We start from the raw sequence: 26179 nt of genomic DNA on the forward strand, positions 1-26179 counted from the left end.
ATGTTATTTCACCGGGCAGAATAAATAACTTATTATCCACCGACTGAGATGCGTTTCATATCAGTCATGTAGCCACGTAACGTACGACCGATAACTTCAATCGGATGGTTGCGGATCGCTTCATTCACATCACGTAACTGGGCATTGTCGATACCACGATCTGCAACTGATTTCCCTAAATCCCCGGCTTGCAGCGTCGCCATGAATGTTTCTTTCAGTAATGGAACGGCAACGTAAGAGAACAAATAATTACCATATTCCGCAGTATCGGAAATAACTACGTTCATTTCATATAAGCGTTTACGGGCAATGGTATTTGCAATCAGCGGCAATTCATGCAGAGATTCGTAATAAGCCGACTCATCAATAATACCGGAATCCACCATCGTCTCAAATGCCAGTTCCACGCCAGCCTTGACCATCGCTATCATCAGTACACCGTGGTCAAAGTATTCCTGCTCACCGATGTTGCCATTGTACTCAGGATAATTTTCAAATGGTGTTTTTCCTGTTTCTTCACGCCAAGTCAGCAAATTTTTGTCGTCATTCGCCCAATCAGTCATCATTGTGGAAGAAAATTTACCAGAAATAATGTCGTCCATATGTTTTTCGAACAGCGGAGCCAAGAGCGTCTTCAATTGCTCAGAAAGAGCATAAGCACGCAGTTTAGCCAAATTGGAGAGACGATCCATCATCAGGGTAATCCCGCCTTGTTTCAAAGCTTCGGTGATAGTTTCCCAGCCAAACTGAATTAATTTCCCTGCATAGCCCGGTTCAGCACCATCAGCAATCAATTGGTCATAGCATAACAAAGAACCAGCCTGTAACATGCCACACAGAATGGTCTGCTCACCCATCAGGTCAGATTTCACTTCCGCTACGAAAGAAGATTCCAGTACACCTGCACGATGGCCACCTGTTGCAGCAGCCCACGCTTTTGCGATCGCCATTCCTTCACCTTTGGCATCATTTTCTGGATGCACGGCAATTAAAGTGGGAACACCGAATCCACGCTTATACTCTTCACGAACTTCTGTCCCCGGACATTTAGGAGCAACCATTACAACCGTGATATCTTTGCGTATCAGCTCGCCCACTTCGACAATATTGAAGCCATGGGAATAACCTAACGCAGCGCCTTCTTTCATTAAGGGCTGAACAGCCTGAACTACCGCTGAATGCTGTTTGTCCGGCGTCAAGTTGATAACAAGATCGGCCTGTGGAATCAACTCTTCATAAGTACCGACTTTGAAACCATTTTCGGTTGCTTTGCGCCATGATGCACGTTTTTCTGCAATCGCGTCCTTACGCAGGGCATAGGCAATATCTAAACCAGAATCACGCATGTTAAGCCCTTGGTTCAGCCCTTGCGCACCACAACCGATGATCACCACTTTTTGGCCTTTTAAATATCCCGCCTCGTCAGCAAATTCTTCCCGCGCCATAAAACGACATTTGCCTAATTGCGCCAATTGTTGGCGTAAGTTCAACGTATCAAAATAATTAGCCATGGTAACTCCGATGTTTATTTTTCCATATGATTTATTTTTCATATGATTTGTGTGTTTGCTTATTTGTTTTGTGCTTCGCATATTAATTATATGCAGCAACTATTTTTTATTTTTTCCTGACCCTGTCTGTGAGGTCATTTGTATGAAATCAATATATGACATGAAAGCCTTTGCTTAAATTGATATATTCACAAGACTATCTTGCAGTTTATGCAATAGACCTTCTTACAGCAAAATCTCTGGGCAAAAGGCTAAAAAGCGATGGATCTACGTGAGTTAAAACTATTTTTACACCTTGCGGAAAGTTGTCATTTTGGGCGAACTGCCAAGGCTATGCATGTCAGCCCATCCACGCTTTCACGCCAAATCCAGCGCCTTGAGGAATTATTGGGACATCCGCTTTTTCTACGAGATAACCGAACAGTCAAACTCACTATTGCCGGTGAACAGCTCAAACAATTTGCCCAACAAACGCTCCTGCAATATAAGCAGCTACAAAACTCATTAAATCATCAAAGCCCATCACTGACGGGGGAATTACGTCTGTTCTGTTCGGTTACTGCTGCGTATAGCCATCTTCCACAAGTGTTGGATAAATTCAGGGCAGAGCATCCCTTGGTGGAAATTAAACTGACAACAGGAGATGCCGCAGATGCCGTTGATAAGATCCAATCCGATACCGCCGATTTAGGCATTGCAGGAAAGCCAGAGAAACTGCCTGATAATGTCAGCTTTACCAAAATAGGTGAAATACCATTAGTATTAATCGCCCCCTCTCTGCCTTGTGCGGTGAAAACGCTTGCAACACAGGAGCAGCCAGACTGGAATACTATTCCGTTTATCCTGCCTGAGCATGGGCCTTCACGTAAGCGCATTGAACTTTGGTTTCGCCGGAATAAGATCCTGCATCCTGTTATTTACGCAACAGTTTCCGGCCATGAAGCGATTGTTTCTATGGTGGCATTGGGCTGTGGGATTGCCCTGATCCCTGCGGTCGTTATCGAAAATAGTCCTGAACCTGTACGTAACCGTGTCTCATTACTGGAAAATATTTCGTTGGTTGAGCCATTTGAATTGGGAGTTTGTGCACTAAGCAAGCGCTTGAATGAACCTTTGGTTAAAGCATTTTGGGATCTGTTATAACTTCAGAAACTGTAAATTGGAAAATAAGATTCTCTTTATATGCAACACAAAATAAATAGCTACCTTGAAGCTGTCAGGTTTTATGAATATCACAAACAATATTTAGTGCTTTCTCATAATATGGGAACAGAATGGCATCGCCATCCTTGTATTCAATTAAGTGTTTCATTTGATTATTCTCAGCTAAAAATTGATCCTGAATGGGAATTTCGACAAGTAAAAGGTTTCATTATTGCCAGTAATATTAAACATAGATTACATTCTAAATTCTAAAAATAAAACCTGTTTCAACTTTCTGGTAGATCCAGCTCATCCTCTATATTATTTTCTATTACACCAAATTAAAAATTCAAATATTACTTACCTTGAATCAAAAACAGTCCGTTTGATGGCAGATTATTTCGTCTACTGTTTACTATCAAACACCTCTCCAGATATTCTTGTGCTAAATCGTTAGTTAAATAATACTGACGATGCAATAATCAGCAAAATAGCCCATTTATCAAAGGAGCTATTTTGCGATTTTTGACTTAAGTCAAAAATAACTTAAACGAAGGGTTATCCGTTTCATCATGATATTCATAGCCCAGCATGTCCAAATGGCGCTCAAAGCGCACTTCCGGCTCTGAAAGCTCAAAAGCTGCCAATACACGACCATAATCTGTGCCGTGACTACGATAATGAAATAAAGTGATATTCCAATGAGTGCCCAGAGTCTGTAAAAATTTCAGTAAAGCCCCCGGAGATTCAGGAAAGGCGAAACTAAACAACCGCTCCTGCAATGGCTTTGATGGCCTGCCACCTATCATGTAACGGACATGTAATTTCGCCATTTCGTCATCGGTAAAATCAGCCACCTGATATCCCGATACTTTTAATGCCTCAATGATTTCACAACGCTCAGCATTCCCGCGACTTAATCGGATACCCACAAAAATACAGGCCTTGTTCAGATCAGTGACATCCGAATAGCGATAACTGAATTCGGTCACAACACGAGGACCCAATATCTGGCAGAAATGCAGGAAACTGCCCTTTTGTTCAGGAATAGTGACTGCCAGTAAGGCTTCGCGCTGTTCTCCCAGTTCACTGCGTTCAGAAACATAACGCAAGCCATGAAAATTCACATTAGCGCCAGAAAGAATATGTGCCAGTCTTTCTCCCTGAATCTGATGTTGTTGGACATATTTTTTCAGACCCGCCAATGCCAATGCACCCGAAGGTTCCGCAATCGCCCTGACATCTTCAAAGATATCTTTCATGGCAGCACAAATCGCATCACTATCCACCGTAATAACATCATCGACATATTGCTGGCATAAACGGAATGTTTCGTCGCCAATGCGTTTAACTGCCACGCCCTCCGCAAATAGCCCAACTCTAGGTAAATCAACTGGATGCCCCGCTTCCAATGCTGCTTTCAAACAGGCAGAATCCTCGGCTTCCACACCGATGACCTTCATTTCTGGTACAAGTTGTTTGATGAGAACAGCGACACCCGCAATTAATCCACCACCACCCACCGGCACAAAAATGCGATCAAGGTGGACATCCTGCTGTAATAATTCCATCGCCAGTGTTGCCTGACCCGCAATCACGGCAGGATGATCAAAAGGGGGTACAAAAGTGTAACCGTGCTCTTTTGCCATCTCGATTGCTTTCGCTTTCGCTTCATCAAAATTCGCACCGTGTAACAACACTTCTCCGCCAAAGCTACGCACGGCATCGACTTTAATATCCGCTGTAGCTATTGGCATTACAATGATGGCTTTCATACCAACCTTACTGGCTGATAACGCAACACCTTGCGCATGATTGCCGGCAGAAGCCGTAATGACACCTTTGGATTTTTGAGTTTCCGTCAAACCCACAATCATTGCGTATGCACCACGCAATTTGAAACTGTGCACTACCTGACGGTCTTCCCGTTTGACTAAAATTGTATTATCTAAACGGGCCGAGATTTTTTTCATTTCTTGCAACGGGGTAACTTGAGCAACATCATAAACGGGTGCACTCAATGCGGCTTTGAGATATTCCGCCCCTTTTGGTTCTGTATTAAGAGGATAAACCGCCACAATCAATTCCCCAGCTTGGTTTTATCGCGCACTGCGCCTTTGTCAGCACTGGTCGCCAATGAAGCATAGGCGCGTAGTGCAAAAGAAACCTGACGTTCACGGGAATTCGGTGTCCATGCCTTATCTCCGCGAGATAATTCGGCCTGTGTACGCGCAGCAAGTTCTGTGTCATTCACATCCAACTGAATTCTACGATTTGGGATATCAATATTGATGATATCGCCATCCTGAATCAGCCCGATCAGACCACCATTCGCCGCTTCAGGGGAAACATGACCAATGGACAGACCCGATGTTCCTCCTGAAAAACGGCCATCAGTGATCAATGCACAACTTTTACCCAATCCCATCGATTTTAAATAAGTCGTTGGATAGAGCATTTCCTGCATTCCAGGACCCCCTTTCGGGCCTTCATAGCGAATGACAACTACATCTCCCGCTACTACTTTTCCGCCCAGTATTGCGTCTACTGCGTCGTCCTGACTCTCATAAACTTTGGCCAAGCCTTTGAAAGTCAGGCTTCCTTCATCCACACCCGCAGTCTTGACGATACAACCATCCATAGCAATGTTGCCAAACAGAACCGCCAATCCACCATCTTGGCTGTAAGCATGCGCATATTCACGAATACACCCTTCTTCACGATCAGTATCCAGCGATGGCCAACGGCAACTCTGAGAAAAGGCCTGAGTTGTACGAATTCCTGCCGGCCCGGCTGAGTACATGCTTTTCACCCCTTCATCTGCTGTTAGTATGATGTCGTACTGTGACAAAGTTTGTGGTAAATCCAATCCCAAAACATTTTTCACATTGCGGTGTAAAAGCCCTGCCCGATCCAGTTCACCAAGAATACCCATCACACCACCAGCACGATGCACATCTTCCATATGGTATTTTTGGGTACTTGGAGCGACTTTGCATAAATGAGGCACCTGACGAGACAGACGATCAATGTCTGCCATTGTGAAATCGACTTCTCCTTCCTGAGCTGCTGCCAATAAATGTAAAACGGTATTAGTTGAGCCGCCCATCGCAATATCCAGTATCATCGCATTTTCAAATGCCGCTTTAGTCGCAATATTACGTGGTAAGGCGCTATCATCATTTTTTTCATAGTAACGTTTGGTCAGTTCAACAATGCGTTTACCTGCGTTGATAAACAGGGTCTTGCGATCCGTGTGCGTAGCAAGCAATGAACCATTACCGGGCTGAGAAAGCCCCAGCGCTTCGGTCAGACAATTCATTGAGTTGGCCGTAAACATCCCAGAACAAGAACCACATGTCGGGCAAGCCGAACGCTCAATTTGATCACTTTGTTCATCACTGACATTCGGATTGGCTCCCTGAATCATGGCATCAACTAAATCCAGTTTGATGATCTGATCAGACAAGCGAGTTTTACCCGCTTCCATTGGGCCTCCGGAAACAAAAATAACCGGAATGTTCAGACGCAGGGATGCCATCAGCATCCCCGGTGTAATTTTGTCACAGTTAGAAATACAGACCATCGCATCAGCACAGTGGGCATTGACCATATATTCTACCGAGTCAGCGATTAATTCACGCGAAGGCAGTGAATAAAGCATTCCGCCATGCCCCATCGCAATACCATCATCAACGGCAATCGTATTGAACTCTTTTGCAACTCCTCCTGATGCCTCTATCTCTTCTGCCACTAATTTGCCAAGATCGCGCAGATGTACGTGCCCCGGCACGAACTGAGTGAATGAGTTAACAACTGCAATGATCGGTTTCCCAAAATCAGCATCAGTCATACCTGTCGCTCGCCATAAGGCGCGGGCTCCCGCCATATTACGGCCATGTGTTGTTGTGGCAGAACGGTATTTAGGCATTGTTTTTACTCCCATATCTGTCTTATCTAATTAACTTCAGCAATCAGCACAGGCGGGGAACGACCACCTGTGGAATTTTATATTTTTATTAAGGATTAACTGGATCCAACCAACCCCATTTATCTTCTGTCGTGCCATCAAACAGGCCAAAAAATGCGTTTTGGATTTTTTTGGTAATAGGGCCACATTTGCCAATGCCAACCTGAATACCGTCAACGCTACGAACCGGTGTGATCTCCGCTGCTGTCCCTGTCATGAATACTTCATCCGCCAAGTAGAGTGATTCACGGGAAAGAGTCTGTTCACGCACTTCCAAACCAAGATCTTTCGCCAATTTGATGATGGCATCACGAGTGATCCCAGGCAGGGCAGATGAAGTGAATGGAGGTGTAAATAGAATTCCATCTTTCACTTCAAATAAGTTTTCACCCGCTCCTTCTGAAATGTAACCATGCACATCCAGTGCAATACCTTCCTGATAACCATGACGTCGGGCTTCACTTCCCACCAACAAAGAAGAAAGATAATTACCCCCCGCTTTTGCAGCTGTTGGGATCGTATTTGCTGCTACGCGATTCCATGAAGAAACCATCGCATCAATGCCCTGATCCAAAGCTTCTTCCCCGAGATATGCTCCCCAAGGGAAAGCCGCAATAATAATATCGGTTTTATAGCCTGCGGGAGGATTTACCCCCATTCCGACATCACCAATAAATACCAATGGGCGAATGTAAGCACTGACTAATTTATTTTTACGGAGTGTCGCACGACATGCTTCCATTAACTCATCAACACTCTGGCTCACAGGGAAACGGTAAATTTTTGCTGAGTCATGCAAGCGCTGCATATGTTCACGATGACGGAAAACCACTGGCCCCTTGTGAGAGTCATAGCAACGAACTCCTTCAAACACTGAAGTGCCATAATGCAGGGCGTGGGACATAACATGAACTTTCGCATCTGCCCAAGGCACCATTTCCCCATTGAACCAAATATAATCAGCTTGCTTTGTCATTCTCAGTTTTCCTTTCATTGCGCCCTATGCGCTTATTAATTGTGATTCTTTGTGTTTGATCTCGATTCTGGCAACATCCACTAATTTCATCAGCTGAGAAAACAGTAAATTGACAGAACGCTGGCTGGATACTGTGAGTTCAATGCTTACATTATCACTATCTGTTATACGATCCATATTCAATGCACATACCTGAAATCCACGATGACGGGTAACTCTCAGAATTCGCTCTAAAATTTCAGGGCAAGATTTCGCCTGAATAGCAAGTTGATGTTGCATCATAATGACTTCTCCAGCATGGTTGCGTTGCTTGCGCCTGGTGGAACCAACGGCCAGACATTCTCTAATTCATCAATGGATACGTGTAATAAATATGCACCCCCGCTGCTAAATAAAGCATCCAAGGCATCATCTACTTGTGATTTATCAGTAATGTGCTGCCCCGGAATATCAAAAGCGCGTGCCAACGTCAGAAAATCGGGATTATCCGTTAAGATCGTTTCGCTATAACGTTCTTCAAAAAATAGTTCCTGCCACTGACGAACCATGCCCAGACGCTGGTTATCCAATAAGATCATCTTGACTGGCAACTGCTTGCGCTTGATCGTGCCTAACTCCTGAACATTCATCATAAAAGAGCCGTCACCAGATATGCAGATAACCATATCTTCCGGGCGAGCCATCTGTGCGCCAATTGCGGCTGGAATACCAAACCCCATCGTGCCCAATCCACTTGAGGTGATGAAATTCTCTGGTTGGCTAAATGTCATGTGCTGAGCAGTCCACATCTGATGCTGCCCAACATCGGTTGTGATTATGGTGCTGGATGGCGCACGCTCAGAAACTTGTTTCAGCAGCAATGGAGCGTAAATTTTTTCACCTTGATAGTCGTAACAACATACATGTTCGCTTTTTAATTGTTTTACTTCTTGTTGCCAGTTTTGGATCGATAAAGTTTGCTGTAAATGAGGTAACAAGGTTTTTAAATCGCCCAATAATGAAACATGGGACTGACGTAATTTATTGAATTCAGAAGGATCAATATCTAAATGAATGACTTTGGCATTAGGCGCAAAAGTATTCAATTTCCCCGTCACACGATCATCAAAACGAGCACCGACAGCAATCAATAAATCACAGGATTGAACAGCTAAGTTGGCGGCTTTGGTGCCGTGCATTCCCAACATTCCTAAGTAGTAATCATGTTCACAATCCGCAGCCCCCAAACCTTTCAATGTGGAAACAACGGGTATTCCTGTTTCCGCAACAAAACGACGCAATTCAGGTACTGCGCCAGCAATACCAACGCCTCCTCCCACGTACAAAACGGGTTTACTAGACGATGCCAGCAGTTGATAGGATTGTTCAAGCTCTTGTTTAGGAAGAGATAATTTTGGGGGTTCCGATACCAGATATGGTGGAAAATCACCTTGAGCTAATTGGATATCTTTCGGTAAATCAACCAGAACAGGCCCCGGGCGACCACTCATGGCAATCGTAAAAGCATCAGCCATAACTTGGGGGATTCTTTCGAGCGAATCAATGAGAAAGCTATGTTTTGTACAAGAAAGGGACATTCCCAAAATATCAATCTCCTGAAAAGCATCCGTTCCTATAAATTCAGAACTCACCTGACCAGTGATAGCAACAACAGGAACAGAATCCAACAAAGCATCAGCTAATCCAGTGATTAAGTTGGTCGCACCGGGTCCTGATGTTGCAATACAGACCCCCGGCTTACCACTTGCTCTTGCATAACCGATTGCAGCCATAACAGCCCCTTGTTCATGACGGCATAGTACATGCTCAATTCCTCCGTCATACAGCGCATCATAAACTGGCATGATAGCTCCACCAGGATAACCGAAAACTTTTTCAATCCCCTGCTCTCGTAACGCTTCTATAACCGACTGTGCCCCGTTCATTGCCATCTCCCGTTATGTTTACCCTGTGGTTGGTTGTTGTGATGCTTTGTTATGTTTATGTGTCTATCCAAAGTGCCAAAAAAAAACCCCGCTCCTTTCGGTGCGGGGTTTTTTGAAATCTGGCTGTTTTTCTAGTTTAAGCCTTCCTTCGTCCAAGTGCAGCCCCGCACGGTGGGATAATCACCACCACACTCTCAATAATTAGGCTAATCACTAGGACAAAAGTATTCATAATACTGTTCGTTTTAACTCGTATGCTTGACGTATATTTAAGAGTTATCACTTTCCATGATTGTTGACAATAATTATTTTTATTTTTTCGCAACAAAATTATTTTTATTTATACTTTTCATTTAGATAGATAAGAAAGCAGATAAATCCACTGAATTTTTCTCGCTTTACGCTCAGAAATAACAAGTAACTATCTATTTAATAAAATAATTAATAAGTAAAATTATAAAAAACGATTTAATCGTCTATTAACTAACGTTATCACACAAAACATAATTAAAACCAATTTTGTTTGTTAATAGTTATCATCATTAACAAAACACACCCGAAGATAACAGAAGATAAATTTATATGTTTAACTGATAAAATAATTTACCCCTTATGCCATGAAAATATGACTATGTTGCTTTATCAGCAAGATCTTGTTCAATTTCATTATTCATAAATAACATTAAGTTACTATTTAAATAGAATTACAAAATAACTGTCAGGATAGCTATAACAATAGATATATTTACGAATCTCGTCGCAAAATAACAAAAGGCTACTTTTTATTATTTTTTATCGATTCATGATATTAGCTTTCTTGCTAAGGAGAGCATCATGACACTTGCCATTATTCATACCAGAGCAACAATTGGTATCGATTCCCCCATCGTGACAATAGAAGCGCATATCAGTAATGGATTACCCGGCCTGACCCTCGTTGGCTTACCTGAAACCACAGTGAAAGAAGCCAGAGATAGGGTAAGAAGTGCACTTCTCAACAGTGGTTTTACCTATCCACCCAAAAGGATCACCGTTAATTTGGCACCCGCAGATCTCCCCAAAGAAGGTGGAAGATATGATCTTCCTATTGCCATCGCGATATTGGCAGCATCAGAGCAAATCGCAACAGATAAACTCCAAAATTACGAATTTTTAGGAGAATTAGCGCTTTCTGGCGAAATACGGCGGGTCATGGGAGCTATCCCTGCGGCACTGAGTGCCAAAGGGGCAGGAAGACAACTTATTCTCTCCTCAGAAAATAACACTGAACTGGCTATTTTGTCCCAAAACGAAGCATTGATGGCAGAACATTTACTTCAAATCTGTCATTTCCTTAAAGAAAAAAATGCCAGCTTAGCCTCACCTTCATCCATTGAATTACAGACTGAACCATCTATTTTGGATATGCAGGATATTATTGGGCAGGAACAAGCCAAACGAGCTTTAGAGATCACTGCCGCTGGCGGTCATAATCTTTTACTACTTGGTCCCCCGGGAACTGGCAAAACCATGCTTGCCCGCCGTTTATGCAGCCTGTTACCCCCATTAACGCATCAGGAAGCTCTGGAGGTTGCTGCAATCAATAGCCTAGTCGGACATTCAGTCAATCCAAAAAAATGGCATACACGCCCATTTAGGGCGCCTCATCATAGTTCATCAATGGCAGCTTTAGTAGGTGGAGGTTCAATACCGAGGCCAGGAGAGATTTCCCTTGCACACAATGGGGTATTATTTCTGGACGAATTACCCGAATTCAACCGAAGTGTTCTTGATGCTTTACGTGAGCCACTAGAGTCCGGTGAGATAGTAATATCCCGAGCAAGGGCAAAAGTCTGTTTCCCCGCTATGGTTCAACTTATTGCTGCCATGAACCCAAGCCCAACAGGCTATCATCAAGGTTTGCATAACCGAAGTACCCCACAACAGGTGCTACGCTACCTTTCTAAACTTTCAGGTCCTTTTTTAGATCGGTTTGATCTTTCTATTGAAGTTCCGCTGCTTCCTCCAGGCATTTTAAGTCATTCATCAGCAAAACATGGAGAAAGTAGCCATGATGTCAAAAAGCGTGTACAAATGGCCAGAAAAATACAAATTGAACGGTGCGGGCATATTAATGCTTCCCTCAACAGCAAACAAACTGAAGATATTTGCAAATTGAAAATGGAAGATGCAGTTTTTCTGGAAAATACTTTATTGAAATTAGGGCTATCCATACGAGCTTGGCATAGAATACTCAAAGTTTCTCGTACAATTGCAGACTTAAAAGAACAAAAAAGAATAGAAAAGCCAGATATTATGGAAGCACTCAGCTACCGAAGTATGGATAGGTTACTTATTCAGCTACAGAAACAAGCTGGATAAATAAGAAAGGGGCATTTTGCCCCTCCTGATGGATCATTAATATCAATGATGGTATTAATCATCATTATCGGTATAGTCCTCTGCTGAGTCTATTTGCGGTTTTCCGCCAGAAAGAGTATGAAAACGTTTTGGACGACTGATTTTTGTCAAATACTTAGTCCATATTTTTTCTTCTATTGTTACTGGTGCTCGTTCACCGCGGCAAACCGCAACAAACAGTTTTTCTTCTTCTGTTTGCGGTTCACGTTTACCAAGATCCAATTCATTAAACGCATGACCATAGCGTTCTAATAATTGGGCTTCTTTGATGGTGAAATCACCATGACGGGAAAATCCACGCGGATAGTTTTTATTATCAAAAAAACGATTAGTCGTGATGAAGCTTTCAGCCATCTGACACACTCCTAACTCTGATGTCATACTAATTATGGCGCGGAGTATTAGGGAGGCTTGACATTCTGTAAAACAAAATATTTAAATCTTAACGACAAAAACTATTGGAGATGCATGTGGACACTGAATTACTGAAAACCTTTTTGGAAGTCAGTAAGACTCGTCACTTTGGTCGGGCAGCTGAATCGCTTTATCTAACACAATCCGCTGTTAGCTTTCGGATCCGTCAACTAGAAAATCAGTTGGGTACCAATTTATTCACACGGCATCGCAATAATATCCGCCTAACTGCGGCCGGAGAACGTCTTGTACCCTATGCAGAATCGCTAATGAATACTTGGCAGTTAGCGAAGAAAGAAATCAATTACGTTGCTCAGCATACCGAACTCTCTATCGGCTCTACAGCATCCCTTTGGGAAGGTTATCTGACATCTTGGTTAAATAAGTTTTACCATCTCTATCAAGAAACGAGGATTGAATCTCTGGTTTCTACACGTCAGTCACTGGTCAAGCAATTGCATTCGCGTGAATTAGACCTCTTGATTACTACAGAACCCCCAAAAATGGATGAGTTCCAAAGTCAGTTAATCGGTAATATTCAGCTTGTTTTATCAACAACTCGACATAGCCTTGAAAAAGGTGTTGAAAATTACATCAAATTAGAATGGGGTGCAGATTTTCATCATCAGGAACAACAGATCTTAAAAAATGATCATCCTCCTATCATCACAACCACATCTGCACATATTGCCAGAGAGTTATTGGATAGTGTGAATGCAGCAACCTTCCTGCCTATACATTGGCAAGAAGAATATCCAAAACTCGTATCTTCACCTAATAACGAACTGATAGAACGACCATTATACGCAGTATGGCTGCAAAACAGTGACCAACAAGCACTTATCCAACAGTTACTAAAAATTCCTGTTGAAAAAGCGCCCATAACTGCCTGAAAGTGGCTTTGAGAGAAGATAGAGTAGGCAGAAGGGTCATTCACGCAAAATTCTTAGAATTACTCGGTAAATAATAGAAAAGAAAAAACCCAGCTAAAATTAGCTGGGCTATTAATCTGAAAGCTATATAAATTATTACTTAGTTGTTAACTGGCAGGGGCGGAGAGACTCGAACTCCCAACACCCGGTTTTGGAGACCGGTGCTCTACCAATTGAACTACGCCCCTAAATACGGTGGCGGTGCGGACGGGACTCGAACCCGCGACCCCCGGCGTGACAGGCCGGTATTCTAACCAACTGAACTACCGCACCACCGAATTTCTTTAGCCTCGCTGCCTTTTGTGCCGGCAACGGCTGTTAACTAATTGTCTGGCAGTGCCCTACTCTCACATGGGGAGACCCCACACTACCATCGGCGCAACGGCGTTTCACTGCTGAGTTCGGCATGGGATCAGGTGGGACCACCGCGCTCTTGCCGCCAGACAAATCCTGTTTTCAATCCCGAACAAGCTGCTTCTTGTCATCTGAACCCCGTCTTCTCTCTCAACAACCCGCCAAAACACCTTCGGTGTTGTCAGGTTAAGCCGCACGGTTCATTAGTACCGGTTAGCTCAACGTATCGCTACGCTTACACACCCGGCCTATCCACGTCCTCGTCTCGAACGTTCCTTCAGTGTCCTCAAGGGACAAGGGAAGACTCATCTCAAGGCAAGTTTCCCGCTTAGATGCTTTCAGCGGTTATCTTTTCCGCACGTAGCTACCGGGCAATGCCATTGGCATGACAACCCGAACACCAGTGGTGCGTCCACTCCGGTCCTCTCGTACTAGGAGCAGCCCCTTTCAATCTTCCAACGCCCACGGCAGATAGGGACCGAACTGTCTCACGACGTTCTAAACCCAGCTCGCGTACCACTTTAAACGGCGAACAGCCGTACCCTTGGGACCTACTTCAGCCCCAGGATGTGATGAGCCGACATCGAGGTGCCAAACACCGCCGTCGATATGAACTCTTGGGCGGTATCAGCCTGTTATCCCCGGAGTACCTTTTATCCGTTGAGCGATGGCCCTTCCATACAGAACCACCGGATCACTAAGACCTACTTTCGTACCTGCTCGAGCTGTCACTCTCGCAGTCAAGCTAGCTTATGCCTTTGCACTAACCTCACGATGTCCGACCGTGATTAGCTAACCTTCGTGCTCCTCCGTTACGCTTTGGGAGGAGACCGCCCCAGTCAAACTACCCACCAGACACTGTCCGCGACCCGGATAACGGGCCGGCGTTAGAACATCAAACATTCAAGGGTGGTATTTCAAGGATGGCTCCGTGCAGACTGGCGTCCGCACTTCACAGCCTCCCACCTATCCTACACATCAAGGCTCAAGGTTCAGTGTCAAGCTATAGTAAAGGTTCACGGGGTCTTTCCGTCTTGCCGCGGGTACACTGCATCTTCACAGCGAGTTCAATTTCACTGAGTCTCGGGTGGAGACAGCCTGGCCATCATTACGCCATTCGTGCAGGTCGGAACTTACCCGACAAGGAATTTCGCTACCTTAGGACCGTTATAGTTACGGCCGCCGTTTACTGGGGCTTCGATCAAGAGCGTCTCCCGGAGGATAACCCCATCAATTAACCTTCCAGCACCGGGCAGGCGTCACACCGTATACGTCCACTTTCGTGTTTGCACAGTGCTGTGTTTTTATTAAACAGTTGCAGCCAGCTGGTATCTGCGACTGGCCTCGGCTCCGGGCGCGTGTCCCTTCACCTACCGCCAGCGTGCCTTCTCCCGAAGTTACGGCACCATTTTGCCTAGTTCCTTCACCCGAGTTCTCTCAAGCGCCTGAGTATTCTCTACCTGACCACCTGTGTCGGTTTGGGGTACGATTCTGTGTGACCTGATGCTTAGAGGCTTTTCCTGGAAGCAGGGCATCAACCACTTCGGCACCGTAGTGCCTCGTTATCACGCCTCAGTGTTATCAGCGGTCCGGATTTACCAAAACCGCCCACCTACACGCTTTCACCGGGACGACCGTCGCCCGGCTGGCCTAGCCTTCTCCGTCCCCCCTTCGCAGTCACACCGAGTACAGGAATATTAACCTGTTTCCCATCGACTACGCCTGTCGGCCTCGCCTTAGGGGTCGACTCACCCTGCCCCGATTAACGTTGGACAGGAACCCTTGGTCTTCCGGCGAGCGGGTTTTTCACCCGCTTTATCGTTACTTATGTCAGCATTCGCACTTCTGATACCTCCAGCAAACCTCACGGTTCACCTTCGACGGCTTACAGAACGCTCCCCTACCCAACAACATTGACATGTTGCTGCCGCAGCTTCGGTGCATGGTTTAGCCCCGTTACATCTTCCGCGCAGGCCGACTCGACCAGTGAGCTATTACGCTTTCTTTAAATGGTGGCTGCTTCTAAGCCAACATCCTGGCTGTCTGAGCCTTCCCACTTCGTTTCCCACTTAACCATGACTTGGGGACCTTAGCTGGCGGTCTGGGTTGTTTCCCTCTTCACGACGGACGTTAGCACCCGCCGTGTGTCTCCCGTGATAACATTCTTCGGTATTCGCAGTTTGCATCGGGTTGGTAAGTCGGGATGACCCCCTAGCCGAAACAGTGCTCTACCCCCGAAGATGAGTTCACGAGGCGCTACCTAAATAGCTTTCGGGGAGAACCAGCTATCTCCCGGTTTGATTGGCCTTTCACCCCCAGCCACAAGTCATCCGCTAATTTTTCAACATTAGTCGGTTCGGTCCTCCAGTTAGTGTTACCCAACCTTCAACCTGCCCATGGCTAGCTCACCGGGTTTCGGGTCTATACCCTGCAACTTAACGCCCAGTTAAGACTCGGTTTCCCTGCGGCTCCCCTAAACGGTTAACCTTGCTACAGAATATAAGTCGCTGACCCATTATACAAAAGGTACGCAGTCACCCTGATAAATCAAGGCTCCCACTGCTTGTACGTACACGGTTTCAGGTTCTGTTTCACTCCCCTCGCCGGGGTTCTTTTCGCCTTTCCCTCACGGTACTGGTTCACTATCGGTCAGTCAGGAGTATTTAGCCTTGGAGGATGGTCCCCCCATGTTCAGACAGGATACCACGTGTCCCGCCCTACTCATCGAACTCACGGCCTGGGCATCTTCGTGTACGGGGCTATCACCCTTTACTGCGCGCCTTTCCAGGCGCTTCCACTGATGCACGGGCCGATGCTGGTTCTGGGCTGTTCCCCGTTCGCTCGCCGCTACTGGGGGAATCTCGGTTGATTTCTTTTCCTCGGGGTACTGAGATGTTTCAGTTCCCCCGGTTCGCTTCCTGCCCCTATGAATTCAGGGCAGGATAGTGCAACGGATTGCACTGGGTTTCCCCATTCGGACATCGCCGGCTATAACGGGTCATATCCCCTTACCGGCGCTTTTCGCAGATTAGCACGTCCTTCATCGCCTCTGACTGCCTAGGCATCCACCGTGTACGCTTATTCGCTTAACCTCACAACCCGAAGGTGTCTTCGGATGGAGTTTTTGAGAGATTCACCCGTGATTTCATGTAAAATCACGGGCCGTTTCAAATTTTCAGCTTGTTCCAGATTGTTAAAGAGCAAAGATTTCACAACACACTCAAACAATGTGTTCTGAAATCAGACAATTCGTGCGAAGAGATATGGTGGAGCTAAGCGGGATCGAACCGCTGACCTCCTGCGTGCAAGGCAGGCGCTCTCCCAGCTGAGCTATAGCCCCATTTGGATATCGTGATGCACAGTCATCTTGCGTAGCCAAGGCATAAACAGGCGAAGCTTATTGCAATAAGCGAGTCTGGTTATAATGCGGGATAAGCAAGATTTTGGTAGGCCTGAGTGGACTTGAACCACCGACCTCACCCTTATCAGGGGTGCGCTCTAACCACCTGAGCTACAAGCCTATGCCGATACCGTCTCTTCTTTCATCAGACAATCTGTGTGAGCACTTCACAATACTGCGCTCGTTTGGTAAGGAGGTGATCCAACCGCAGGTTCCCCTACGGTTACCTTGTTACGACTTCACCCCAGTCATGAATCACAAAGTGGTCAGCGCCCTCCCGAAGGTTAAGCTACCGACTTCTTTTGCAACCCACTCCCATGGTGTGACGGGCGGTGTGTACAAGGCCCGGGAACGTATTCACCGTAGCATTCTGATCTACGATTACTAGCGATTCCGACTTCATGGAGTCGAGTTGCAGACTCCAATCCGGACTACGACAGACTTTATGAGTTCCGCTTGCTCTCGCGAGGTCGCTTCTCTTTGTATCTGCCATTGTAGCACGTGTGTAGCCCTACTCGTAAGGGCCATGATGACTTGACGTCATCCCCACCTTCCTCCGGTTTATCACCGGCAGTCTCCCTTGAGTTCCCACCATCACGTGCTGGCAACAAAGGATAAGGGTTGCGCTCGTTGCGGGACTTAACCCAACATTTCACAACACGAGCTGACGACAGCCATGCAGCACCTGTCTCAGCGTTCCCGAAGGCACTCCTCTATCTCTAAAGGATTCGCTGGATGTCAAGAGTAGGTAAGGTTCTTCGCGTTGCATCGAATTAAACCACATGCTCCACCGCTTGTGCGGGCCCCCGTCAATTCATTTGAGTTTTAACCTTGCGGCCGTACTCCCCAGGCGGTCGATTTAACGCGTTAGCTCCGGAAGCCACGCCTCAAGGGCACAACCTCCAAATCGACATCGTTTACAGCGTGGACTACCAGGGTATCTAATCCTGTTTGCTCCCCACGCTTTCGCACCTGAGCGTCAGTCTTCGTCCAGGGGGCCGCCTTCGCCACCGATATTCCTCCACATCTCTACGCATTTCACCGCTACACGTGGAATTCTACCCCCCTCTACGAGACTCTAGCCAACCAGTCTTAGATGCCGTTCCCGGGTTAAGCCCGGGGATTTCACATCTAACTTAATTGACCGCCTGCGTGCGCTTTACGCCCAGTAATTCCGATTAACGCTTGCACCCTCCGTATTACCGCGGCTGCTGGCACGGAGTTAGCCGGTGCTTCTTCTGCGGGTAACGTCAATCGTAAGCCGTATTAACGCTTACGCCTTCCTCCCCGCTGAAAGTACTTTACAACCCGAAGGCCTTCTTCATACACGCGGCATGGCTGCATCAGGCTTGCGCCCATTGTGCAATATTCCCCACTGCTGCCTCCCGTAGGAGTCTGGGCCGTGTCTCAGTCCCAGTGTGGCTGGTCATCCTCTCAGACCAGCTAGGGATCGTCGCCTAGGTGGGCCATTACCCCGCCTACTAGCTAATCCCATCTGGGTTCATCCGATGGCGTGAGGCCCGAAGGTCCCCCACTTTGCTCAAAAGAGGTCATGCGGTATTAGCCACCGTTTCCAGTGGTTATCCCCCTCCATCGGGCAGATCCCCAGACATTACTCACCCGTCCGCCGCTCGCCGGCAAAGAAGCACGCTTCTTCCCGCTGCCGCTCGACTTGCATGTGTTAGGCCTGCCGCCAGCGTTCAATCTGAGCCATGATCAAACTCTTCAATTAAAGTGTTTGATGCTCAAAGAATTATCCTGTTAGTTCGTAATGAATTAACTGTTGTTCACTCTTCAAGACTTGGTAATCTTTTTCGCCTTGCGGCGTGAGATACAGTCCTGCGAGTGCCCACACAGATTGTCTGATTAACTTGTTAAAGAGCGGGGCAACCGGGAAGTGGCTTCCGGGTTGCGAGGCTGCGTATCTTACGCTTTTTGCCTCCGGAGTCAAGCGTTTATTTTCGCTCTTTTCCGACTTCCCGCCGCGGCCTGTCTCAGCGCATCGTCGGTCAGTGGTGGCGCATTATAGGGCGTTTCCCGCCGCTGACAAGAGTTTTTTTGAATTTTATTTTCAAACGAACATTTTTCGCACCAATCGATATAAAAACCACCCGAACAGACTAATATTGAAACAAACTTTTTCATTGCATGGCGATCTTTTCCTCAATAACATCTCCATTAACTGTTATTTATTTTTACTGTTGAGGTTTTTATGTCCACTGTATTACGCCAATATCTAGACTTTTATCCTCAAATTGGCCAAAAAGTTTTTTTAGACCCTTCTTCTGTAGTGATCGGTGATGTCAGATTGGCAGATGATGTCAGTATCTGGCCCCTTGTAGTAATCCGGGGAGATGTAAATTATGTATCAATTGGTTCGCACACAAACATTCAAGATAGCTCTGTTTTGCACGTAACTCATAAATCCCATGATAATCCAAATGGTTTTCCTCTCATAATTGGTGAAAATGTCACAGTAGGCCATAAAGCGATGTTGCATGGATGTACAATTGGAAATCGGGTATTAGTTGGTATGGGTTCTATTTTACTTGATGGTGTAATTGTTGAAGATGATGTTGTCATCGGAGCTGGCAGTCTTATTCCTCCAAGGAAAAAATTAGAAAGTGGCTACCTTTATGTAGGCAGCCCAGCCAAACAGGTAAGGAAACTTAAACCTGAAGAATTGGAAGAGCTACTTTATTCCGCCAATAATTACGCTCGCTGGAAAGATAATTATTTATCGGCACAATCTGAAGGCAAATAATAACGTCCTTGCTGATCATCATTCCCACTCAAAATAACTGTTTCGAATTCCTCCTCCAGATCCCAGCGATGTTGACGGAACAGCTCGAGTGGGTGGTTTGATTTACCATAGCGTATAATAATTGTATCCGCGCTGATCATACACTCCACCAGCAAACCATCGACCATCGCAGGAAATAGCACCTTATTTTCTATTTCATTCCACTCTTCACGGTCAGGAAACTGAATTGATTGGTTCATGCGTGTAACTCTCTCCTTAAGACAGATAAAACAGGCTCTATTTCAGGAAATACACCATGCCACAATTCAAAAGCATACGCAGCCTGCCCGACTAACATGCCTAAACCATCAGCTAAACGAGAAGCGCCATTTTTATGAGCAAAATTAAGGAAAGGGGTAAGTCCTTGTTGATAATACATGTCATAACAGACGCTATTGTTTTGAAAAACCAACGGTGATATTTCAGGAACTTGTCCATTAAGACCGGAAGCTGTTGCATTAATGATAACGTCAAAATCTGGAGAAGTAAGGGACGCGATTTCAATCGCCCAGATATTGCCTAGTTGAGAAAATTTATTCGAGATGATTTGTGCCCGCTCAAAGGTACGGTTAGTTATAGCGACTGAACAACCTAATGACAACAAAGGAGATATTACCCCTTTTGCCGCTCCTCCAGCTCCAATTATTAAAATATTTTTTCCCTGAGAGAGGAAATCAAGTCTCTGTAAATCCACCAACAAACCTATACCGTCTGTATTATCGCCAAGAAGCCGATTTCCCTCAATCCGCTTTAAAGTATTAACTGCTCCACTAATCCTTGCCCGTTCAGTCAATTCATCAGAGATCTGATAGGCTCTTTCTTTGAAGGGAACAGTAATATTCCCACCTAATCCCCCTTGCTCAAAAAAACAGCCTAAAATCTGTTCAAAACACTCGATCGGAGCAAGTATCCGCCCGTATTGATGATCGATTCCTGTTTGTTCAGCAAATAATCGATGAATATAAGGAGATTTACTGTGTGCTATTGGGTTACCAAAAACCGCGAATTTATCCATTATTTTCTATCCTTGCCGATATAATTTACCAGTTAAAGCATCTCTGATTTCTGATGGATTTTCACGTCCTCCTACTTCTCCCTCCAGAACTGGAATACGGTTCCCAAATTGCTGACGCACTTCTTCAATACTCCGGCATGGTTCTAATCCACTTAAATTCGCACTAGTTGAAACAAGAGGTTTTTTATACAGGGAACATAGTTGATTAACTAAAGGATGATCCGTCACTCGAACTGCCAAAGTTGAAAACTTACCCGTCAGCCATTTCGGTGTCGTTTTTTTGGCTGGAATTACCCATGTCACAGGCCCCGGCCAAAATGAAAATATGGTTTCTTTCTGGTCATCATTCAGCTGCTCTGTATCAATATAAGGACATAACCGCCCATAATTATCAGCAATAAGGATTAATCCTTTTTCCCAAGACCTATTTTTCAATGCTAATAATTCTTGTACAGCATTTTCACTATCAGGGTCACAGCCCAATCCAAAAACAGCTTCTGTCGGATAGGCAATGACTTTTTCTTCTTTCAAAGCCGTGACAATTGAATCAAATACAGGGGCGATTTTGTTACTCATTTTTACTCTCAATTTCATGGAATTGCTGCTTGCTACACAATTTACTGGCACAAATTAATTTTACGCCTTGAGAAGTGCGCTTTTCTATTAATAATGGGTAGTGACAAAACATACATTCTCCTGAAATTGGCTTATTATTGAGTGTAAACTGACACTCTGGGTAGCGATTGCAAGAATGGAATGTTTTACCAAAACGAGACTTACGCTGAAGTAATTTTCCCTGCTGGCATTGAGGACAACTAATTGATGTATCGTCAGGTTTATCAATCAATTCTGTGTGACTACATTCAGGATACTGACTACAGCTAATGAACATGCCATAACGCCCCTGCCGTAAAACCAGAATAAAACCACATTTCGGGCATATTTTCCTATCCAATTCCTTAACCACATGCCCATCATTCTGAGCTTTTAAAGGACGAAGATAATGGCAGGATGGGTAACTGGAACACGCATAAAATGGGCCATGAGTTCCATTGCGGATCACTAACTCAGAGCCACACTCAGGACAATACTCTGTTTCTTTTATAGTAAAGGGAACTTTCTTAGACATATCTCACCCACAGAATATCAACCACTATGAGATTGATATCATTAAAATAACAAATCTTTATTATCAATTAGTTAAAACATATCCACCAGCAACAGCAGCAACTTTCCCCATAAGTTCCAACTCTAATAGTTTGGTCATTACTTCTGCAACAGGAAGGGAAGAACTCTGGGCTATCACATCAATAGGAGTCACTTCGTTACTTACGTTAACCAGCACGTCTGTAAATGGCAACTCTGTTTGTTCAAATTGTTTATCTTCTTCTTTTCTTTTTTCTTCGATACTAACCCACTGAAACGAAATATTAATATGTTCCATTATATCCATCACATTTGTTGCCAAATAAGCACCTTGCTTAATTAACCAATGATTACCCTCATTCGAAGGAACACCCAATGGTCCCGGTAGAACAAAGATATCTCTTCCTTGTTCAAGGGCACAGCGGGCCGTAATCAGTGATCCGCTATTCTTATGGGCCTCTACAATAAGAGTAGCCAGGCTCAATCCACTAATAATTCGATTTCGTCTTGGGAAATTTTTAGCTTTAGGCGGTGTGTCAGGAAAAAACTCAGAAACCAACGCACCGCTTTCTTTAATACGCTGGGACAAAGACTGGTGCCGACTGGGATAAATATTTTCAAGACCACTTCCAAGTACAGCAATGGTTTTTCCTCCTGAATCCAATGCAGCTTGATGACAAATACCATCAATACCAACTGCCAACCCACTAGTTATTATCAAATTATTTTTAGACAGCTCTCCAGCAAATATCTTTCCCCATTTTTCACCATAGAATGTCGCAGCCCTGCTACCAACCATTGATATTTGTTTTTGGGACAAAACTGATATGTCACCTGCAACAAAAAGCAGAAGAGGTGGCGAATGTATTTGCTTTAATAAAGGGGGATATGCGGGATGAGAAAAAGTCAGTAAATGATTACCCGGCCGTCCTAACCAATTTAAACACGAAATTAGCGTGGAAGGATTAGCCTTAATAAATTGCAGACATTGAGTAGATGAAAGACCGCATTCTTTAAGAAAGGCTGCGCTATAATTGTTCGTTTGCAACAAACGCTCCATAATAGGAATTGCCTTTACTACTGAAAGGTGAGAAACCATTCTCATTCTCAACCATATTTCCATCGCTTCCATAATCGTCATCCTGACTTGATTTAGAGTAACACAAGCATGATTAATTTGTGTTCAATACTGTCAATCTAAACGGGAAATGTCTAGAATAGGCACTCATTATCACTCACTTTTTGGATGCAGTTCTAAACATATATGTCAGTTTTACAAGTATTACATTATCCAGACGAGCGACTTCGCACTATTGCAAAGCCAGTAGAAAAAGTCGATGCAAAAATCCAGCGTATCATTGATGATATGTTTGAAACGATGTATGCAGAAGAAGGCATTGGCTTAGCAGCAACACAAGTCGACATTCATCAAAGAATTATTGTCATTGATGTCTCTGAAAATCGCGAACAGCGTCTTGTGCTGATTAATCCAGAATTGGTCAATGAATCTGGTGAAACAGGAATAGAAGAAGGTTGCCTATCTGTTCCTGAACAACGTGGGTTTGTACCTCGTTTTGAACAAGTCAAAATTAAGGCGTTGGATTATCACGGTCAGCTATTTGAATTGGAAGCCGATGGTCTGCTCGCAATTTGTATTCAACATGAAATGGATCACTTGGTTGGTAAACTTTTTGTCGATTATTTATCGCCGTTGAAACGCCAACGTATCCGCCAGAAAGTTGAAAAAATTGACCGACTAAGAGCCAAGAACAAATAAATTCTATCATTGCAGGAAATAACAGTGTCTGATTCTTTACGTATTATTTTTGCCGGAACCCCTGATTTCGCGGCTCACCATTTGGCTGCTCTATTAAACTCTCAACACAACGTTGTCGGAGTTCTCACTCTACCAGACAAACCGGCAGGAAGAGGTAAAAAACTGACACCAAGTCCTGTAAAGGTATTGGCTGAAGAACAAAGTATTCCGGTTTTTCAGCCAAAAACCTTACGAACAGAAGAAAGCCAACGGTGGCTCATGGAGCAACAAGCCGATATTATGATCGTTGTTGCATATGGATTGATTCTTCCCCAAGCTATTTTAGATATACCACGTCTGGGATGCCTGAATGTTCACGGATCTTTGTTACCTCGCTGGCGTGGAGCTGCACCTATTCAGCGCTCAATTTGGGCTGGAGACCAAGAAACTGGTATCACAATCATGCAAATGGATGCGAGGCTTGATACTGGTAGTATGCTACTGAAGGCGGTTTGTCCAATTACAAAAGAAGATACCAGCGCCAGTTTGTACGAAAAACTTGCTGATATTGGTCCTGAAGCTTTACTAAATACCTTAAATTTAATCATATCGGGAAAATATCAGCCTGAAATTCAGGATAACACTCTTGCAACCTACGCTGAAAAACTAAGCAAGGATGAAGCAAAAGTAGATTGGAATTTGCCAGCGATCCAACTTGAACGTTGCATTCGAGCTTTCAATCCTTGGCCCATGAGTTACTTCTTAATCGATGATCAACCTATTAAAATTTGGCAAGCAGCAGTTATCACAGAGAAAACAACTCAAGCTCCCGGAACAATTATTAGAGCAGATAAAAAAGGTATTCAAGTTGCAACTGTAGATGGAATATTAAATATTACTCAGTTACAACCGCCTGGTAAAAAAGCAATGTCAGCAGCCGACCTCTTAAACTCCAGGCGTGAATGGTTTACATCTGGTAGCAAAATTAACTGATATTAATTTTGTCCGTATGCTTTTAGCATACGGGCTTCTTCCTATTTTTAATTCTACAGGCAACAATCAGCTTTTTTGACCATATCATGAAAAACACATATAACTTGCGAAGCATCGCTGCAAAAGCGATCACTCAAGTGCTGGAGCAAGGGCAATCTCTCAGCACCGTTATCCCAGAACTCCAGCAAAAAGTTTCTGACAAAGATAAAACTCTACTCCAAGAACTCTGTTTTGGCATTATGAGAGTATTACCTCAGCTTGAGTGGTTTATTAGTCAACTAATGACAAAACCATTAAAAGGAAAACAACGTATTTTCCACTACCTGATCATGGTTGGAATATATCAGCTTATTTATACTCGCATACCTGCGCATGCGGCACTTGCGGAAACTGTTAATGGAGCGATTAACTTAAAACGACCACAGTTAAAAGGGTTAATCAATGGTGTTCTTCGCCAATTTCAACGTCAACAGCAAGAATTAGTCGAACGCGCAAATAGTCATATCAGTCAATACTTACATCCTAAGTGGCTGCTAGAACGTATTCAAAAGGCTTATCCGCAAAACTGGCAAACTATAGTCGATGCGAATAACCAAAAACCGCCTATGTGGTTACGAGTAAACCAACTTCATCATACAGCTAATGAATATATCGCTTTATTAGAAAACGTTAACATAGAAGCAGAACTAGATACAGATCATCCTAGTGCCATTCGTTTGCTAAATCCCTGCCCCGTAAATTATCTACCTGGGTTTGATCAAGGATGGGTAACTATTCAGGATCGCTCTGCTCAGGGATGTGCTGAACTATTAAGTCCATGTAACGGGGAATCTATATTAGATCTTTGTGCTGCACCTGGTGGAAAAACTACCCATATTCTCGAAATAGCGCCAAAATCTAAGGTTCTCGCTATCGATATTGATGAACAACGAGTTAAACGAGTAAAAGAAAATTTACAACGACTCAATTTACATGCTGTTGTAAAAACAGGTGATGGTCGTCTTCCACATGAATGGGCTGCAGGTGAGCAATTTGATCGTATTCTCCTAGATGCACCATGTTCTGCCACAGGAGTTATTCGCCGCCATCCTGATATAAAATGGCTACGCCGCAATGAGGATATTGATCAATTAGTTACATTACAATCTGAAATTCTTGATGCTGTATGGCCATATTTAAAGAAAAATGGCACTCTGGTTTATGCAACTTGTTCAATCTTACCTCAAGAAAATAGCGAGCAAATTCAATCATTTTTGGAGCGTCATTCTGATGCTCAATTACCAGAAACAAAAATTCACGAAAAATCAGGAACACAAATAATCCCAGAAGCAGCAGGTGGTGATGGTTTCTTTTATGCTCGACTAACTAAGCAATAATATTCCTCTCTCGTTCCAAATGAACGGGAAGATTTGATAATTTTGCTAAAATAGCAAGATTAGGA

At 44.4% G+C, this 26179-nt stretch carries 21 protein-coding genes, 4 tRNA genes and 3 rRNA genes; 7 read left to right on the forward strand and 21 right to left on the reverse strand.

Annotated features, from left to right (window positions below):
* Window positions 1–32 precede the first annotated feature (32 nt).
* Complete coding sequence (ilvC, locus tag AC5JQI_RS18025; RefSeq protein WP_493913167.1) at window positions 33–1511, reverse strand: ketol-acid reductoisomerase; 1479 nt, start codon at window positions 1509–1511, stop codon at window positions 33–35.
* Between the two features lie 261 nt (window positions 1512–1772).
* Between ilvC and ilvY the strand changes: the two genes are divergently transcribed.
* Window positions 1773–2654 (forward strand): HTH-type transcriptional activator IlvY, encoded by an 882-nt coding sequence (gene ilvY, locus AC5JQI_RS18030; protein ID WP_493913168.1) that lies wholly within the window; start codon window positions 1773–1775, stop codon window positions 2652–2654.
* A 530-nt stretch (window positions 2655–3184) separates the two neighbouring features.
* Here the strand turns inward: ilvY and ilvA are convergent.
* The 6 genes from ilvA to ilvL all read right to left on the reverse strand — a co-directional run bounded on the left by ilvA (window position 3185) and on the right by ilvL (window position 9757).
* On the reverse strand, window positions 3185–4732 hold the full coding sequence (gene ilvA / locus AC5JQI_RS18035) for a threonine ammonia-lyase, biosynthetic (RefSeq protein WP_443089515.1): 1548 nt from the start codon (window positions 4730–4732) through the stop codon (window positions 3185–3187).
* A 2-nt stretch (window positions 4733–4734) separates the two neighbouring features.
* Entirely contained in the window at window positions 4735–6585 is a 1851-nt protein-coding gene (ilvD, locus tag AC5JQI_RS18040) for a dihydroxy-acid dehydratase (RefSeq protein ID WP_493913169.1), read from the reverse strand.
* Window positions 6586–6673: 88 nt separating this feature from the next.
* Window positions 6674–7600: a branched-chain amino acid transaminase gene (locus tag AC5JQI_RS18045; protein WP_237385634.1), complete on the reverse strand. Its 927-nt coding sequence runs from the start codon at window positions 7598–7600 to the stop codon at window positions 6674–6676.
* 24 nt (window positions 7601–7624) lie between these two features.
* Window positions 7625–7882, reverse strand: coding sequence for an acetolactate synthase 2 small subunit (gene ilvM / locus AC5JQI_RS18050; RefSeq protein ID WP_493913170.1), 258 nt, complete (start codon window positions 7880–7882; stop codon window positions 7625–7627).
* Window positions 7879–9525 carry an acetolactate synthase 2 catalytic subunit gene (gene ilvG / locus AC5JQI_RS18055; RefSeq protein WP_493913171.1) on the reverse strand — a complete coding sequence of 549 codons (1647 nt, stop codon included), beginning with the start codon at window positions 9523–9525 and terminating at the stop codon, window positions 7879–7881. The genes ilvM and ilvG overlap by 4 nt, the downstream gene beginning before the upstream one ends.
* A 136-nt stretch (window positions 9526–9661) precedes the next feature.
* Window positions 9662–9757, reverse strand: coding sequence for an ilv operon leader peptide (gene ilvL, locus AC5JQI_RS18060; RefSeq protein ID WP_143101210.1), 96 nt, complete (start codon window positions 9755–9757; stop codon window positions 9662–9664).
* Between the two features lie 602 nt (window positions 9758–10359).
* On the opposite strand from ilvL, the gene AC5JQI_RS18065 reads away from it, so the two are divergent.
* Window positions 10360–11886: a YifB family Mg chelatase-like AAA ATPase gene (locus AC5JQI_RS18065; protein WP_493913172.1), complete on the forward strand. Its 1527-nt coding sequence runs from the start codon at window positions 10360–10362 to the stop codon at window positions 11884–11886.
* 54 nt (window positions 11887–11940) lie between these two features.
* Here the strand turns inward: AC5JQI_RS18065 and AC5JQI_RS18070 are convergent, their stop codons facing one another.
* Window positions 11941–12279 (reverse strand): MaoP family protein, encoded by a 339-nt coding sequence (locus tag AC5JQI_RS18070; RefSeq protein WP_237385638.1) that lies wholly within the window; start codon window positions 12277–12279, stop codon window positions 11941–11943.
* Between the two features lie 116 nt (window positions 12280–12395).
* Between AC5JQI_RS18070 and hdfR the strand changes: the two genes are divergently transcribed.
* A complete protein-coding gene (hdfR, locus tag AC5JQI_RS18075; protein ID WP_493913173.1) occupies window positions 12396–13232 on the forward strand; it encodes an HTH-type transcriptional regulator HdfR in 837 nt (278 codons plus the stop codon).
* A gap of 151 nt (window positions 13233–13383) precedes the next feature.
* Here hdfR and AC5JQI_RS18080 read toward each other — a convergent pair.
* From AC5JQI_RS18080 to AC5JQI_RS18115, 8 genes are all read right to left on the reverse strand, one after another.
* Window positions 13384–13459 (reverse strand) — tRNA-Trp (locus AC5JQI_RS18080).
* 8 nt (window positions 13460–13467) lie between these two features.
* Window positions 13468–13544 (reverse strand) — tRNA-Asp (locus AC5JQI_RS18085).
* A gap of 55 nt (window positions 13545–13599) precedes the next feature.
* Window positions 13600–13715 (reverse strand): 5S ribosomal RNA (gene rrf, locus AC5JQI_RS18090).
* Window positions 13716–13807: 92 nt separating this feature from the next.
* Window positions 13808–16717, reverse strand: a 23S ribosomal RNA gene (locus AC5JQI_RS18095).
* A 172-nt stretch (window positions 16718–16889) separates the two neighbouring features.
* Window positions 16890–16965: transfer RNA gene (locus tag AC5JQI_RS18100), tRNA-Ala, on the reverse strand.
* A 104-nt stretch (window positions 16966–17069) separates the two neighbouring features.
* Window positions 17070–17146 (reverse strand) — tRNA-Ile (locus tag AC5JQI_RS18105).
* Window positions 17147–17214: 68 nt separating this feature from the next.
* A 16S ribosomal RNA gene (locus AC5JQI_RS18110) occupies window positions 17215–18757 on the reverse strand.
* The 16S, 23S and 5S rRNA genes sit together here with 4 tRNA genes alongside, the layout of an rRNA operon.
* Before the next feature lie 215 nt (window positions 18758–18972).
* On the reverse strand, window positions 18973–19170 hold the full coding sequence (locus tag AC5JQI_RS18115) for a hypothetical protein (RefSeq protein ID WP_493913174.1): 198 nt from the start codon (window positions 19168–19170) through the stop codon (window positions 18973–18975).
* A gap of 67 nt (window positions 19171–19237) precedes the next feature.
* On the opposite strand from AC5JQI_RS18115, the gene AC5JQI_RS18120 reads away from it, so the two are divergent.
* Window positions 19238–19789, forward strand: coding sequence for a gamma carbonic anhydrase family protein (locus AC5JQI_RS18120; RefSeq protein WP_323855505.1), 552 nt, complete (start codon window positions 19238–19240; stop codon window positions 19787–19789).
* Here AC5JQI_RS18120 and AC5JQI_RS18125 read toward each other — a convergent pair.
* The 5 genes from AC5JQI_RS18125 to dprA all read right to left on the reverse strand — a co-directional run bounded on the left by AC5JQI_RS18125 (window position 19759) and on the right by dprA (window position 23121).
* Window positions 19759–20028 (reverse strand): DUF1488 family protein, encoded by a 270-nt coding sequence (locus AC5JQI_RS18125; RefSeq protein ID WP_237387655.1) that lies wholly within the window; start codon window positions 20026–20028, stop codon window positions 19759–19761. The two genes, AC5JQI_RS18120 and AC5JQI_RS18125, sit on opposite strands and share 31 nt — an antisense overlap.
* Entirely contained in the window at window positions 20025–20843 is an 819-nt protein-coding gene (gene aroE, locus AC5JQI_RS18130; RefSeq protein ID WP_493913175.1) for a shikimate dehydrogenase, read from the reverse strand. Before aroE ends, AC5JQI_RS18125 begins: the two co-directional genes overlap by 4 nt.
* A 6-nt stretch (window positions 20844–20849) precedes the next feature.
* A complete protein-coding gene (gene tsaC, locus AC5JQI_RS18135; protein WP_493913176.1) occupies window positions 20850–21419 on the reverse strand; it encodes an L-threonylcarbamoyladenylate synthase type 1 TsaC in 570 nt (189 codons plus the stop codon).
* Window positions 21412–21972: a DNA topoisomerase family protein gene (locus AC5JQI_RS18140; RefSeq protein WP_493913177.1), complete on the reverse strand. Its 561-nt coding sequence runs from the start codon at window positions 21970–21972 to the stop codon at window positions 21412–21414. Before AC5JQI_RS18140 ends, tsaC begins: the two co-directional genes overlap by 8 nt.
* Window positions 21973–22035: 63 nt before the next feature.
* The gene (dprA, locus tag AC5JQI_RS18145; protein ID WP_493913178.1) at window positions 22036–23121 is read right to left on the reverse strand and encodes a DNA-protecting protein DprA; all 1086 of its coding nucleotides are present in this window, start codon (window positions 23119–23121) and stop codon (window positions 22036–22038) included.
* Between the two features lie 132 nt (window positions 23122–23253).
* On the opposite strand from dprA, the gene def reads away from it, so the two are divergent.
* The 3 genes from def (at window position 23254) to rsmB (ending at window position 26114) form a co-directional block, all read left to right on the forward strand.
* Window positions 23254–23766, forward strand: coding sequence for a peptide deformylase (gene def / locus AC5JQI_RS18150; protein ID WP_237387660.1), 513 nt, complete (start codon window positions 23254–23256; stop codon window positions 23764–23766).
* Window positions 23767–23790: 24 nt separating this feature from the next.
* A complete protein-coding gene (gene fmt / locus AC5JQI_RS18155; RefSeq protein WP_493913179.1) occupies window positions 23791–24738 on the forward strand; it encodes a methionyl-tRNA formyltransferase in 948 nt (315 codons plus the stop codon).
* An 86-nt stretch (window positions 24739–24824) separates the two neighbouring features.
* Window positions 24825–26114 (forward strand): 16S rRNA (cytosine(967)-C(5))-methyltransferase RsmB, encoded by a 1290-nt coding sequence (gene rsmB / locus AC5JQI_RS18160; protein WP_493913180.1) that lies wholly within the window; start codon window positions 24825–24827, stop codon window positions 26112–26114.
* The last annotated feature ends 65 nt before the right edge of the window (window positions 26115–26179 follow it).

It is taken from the genome of Xenorhabdus sp. XBWT (assembly GCF_059072735.1).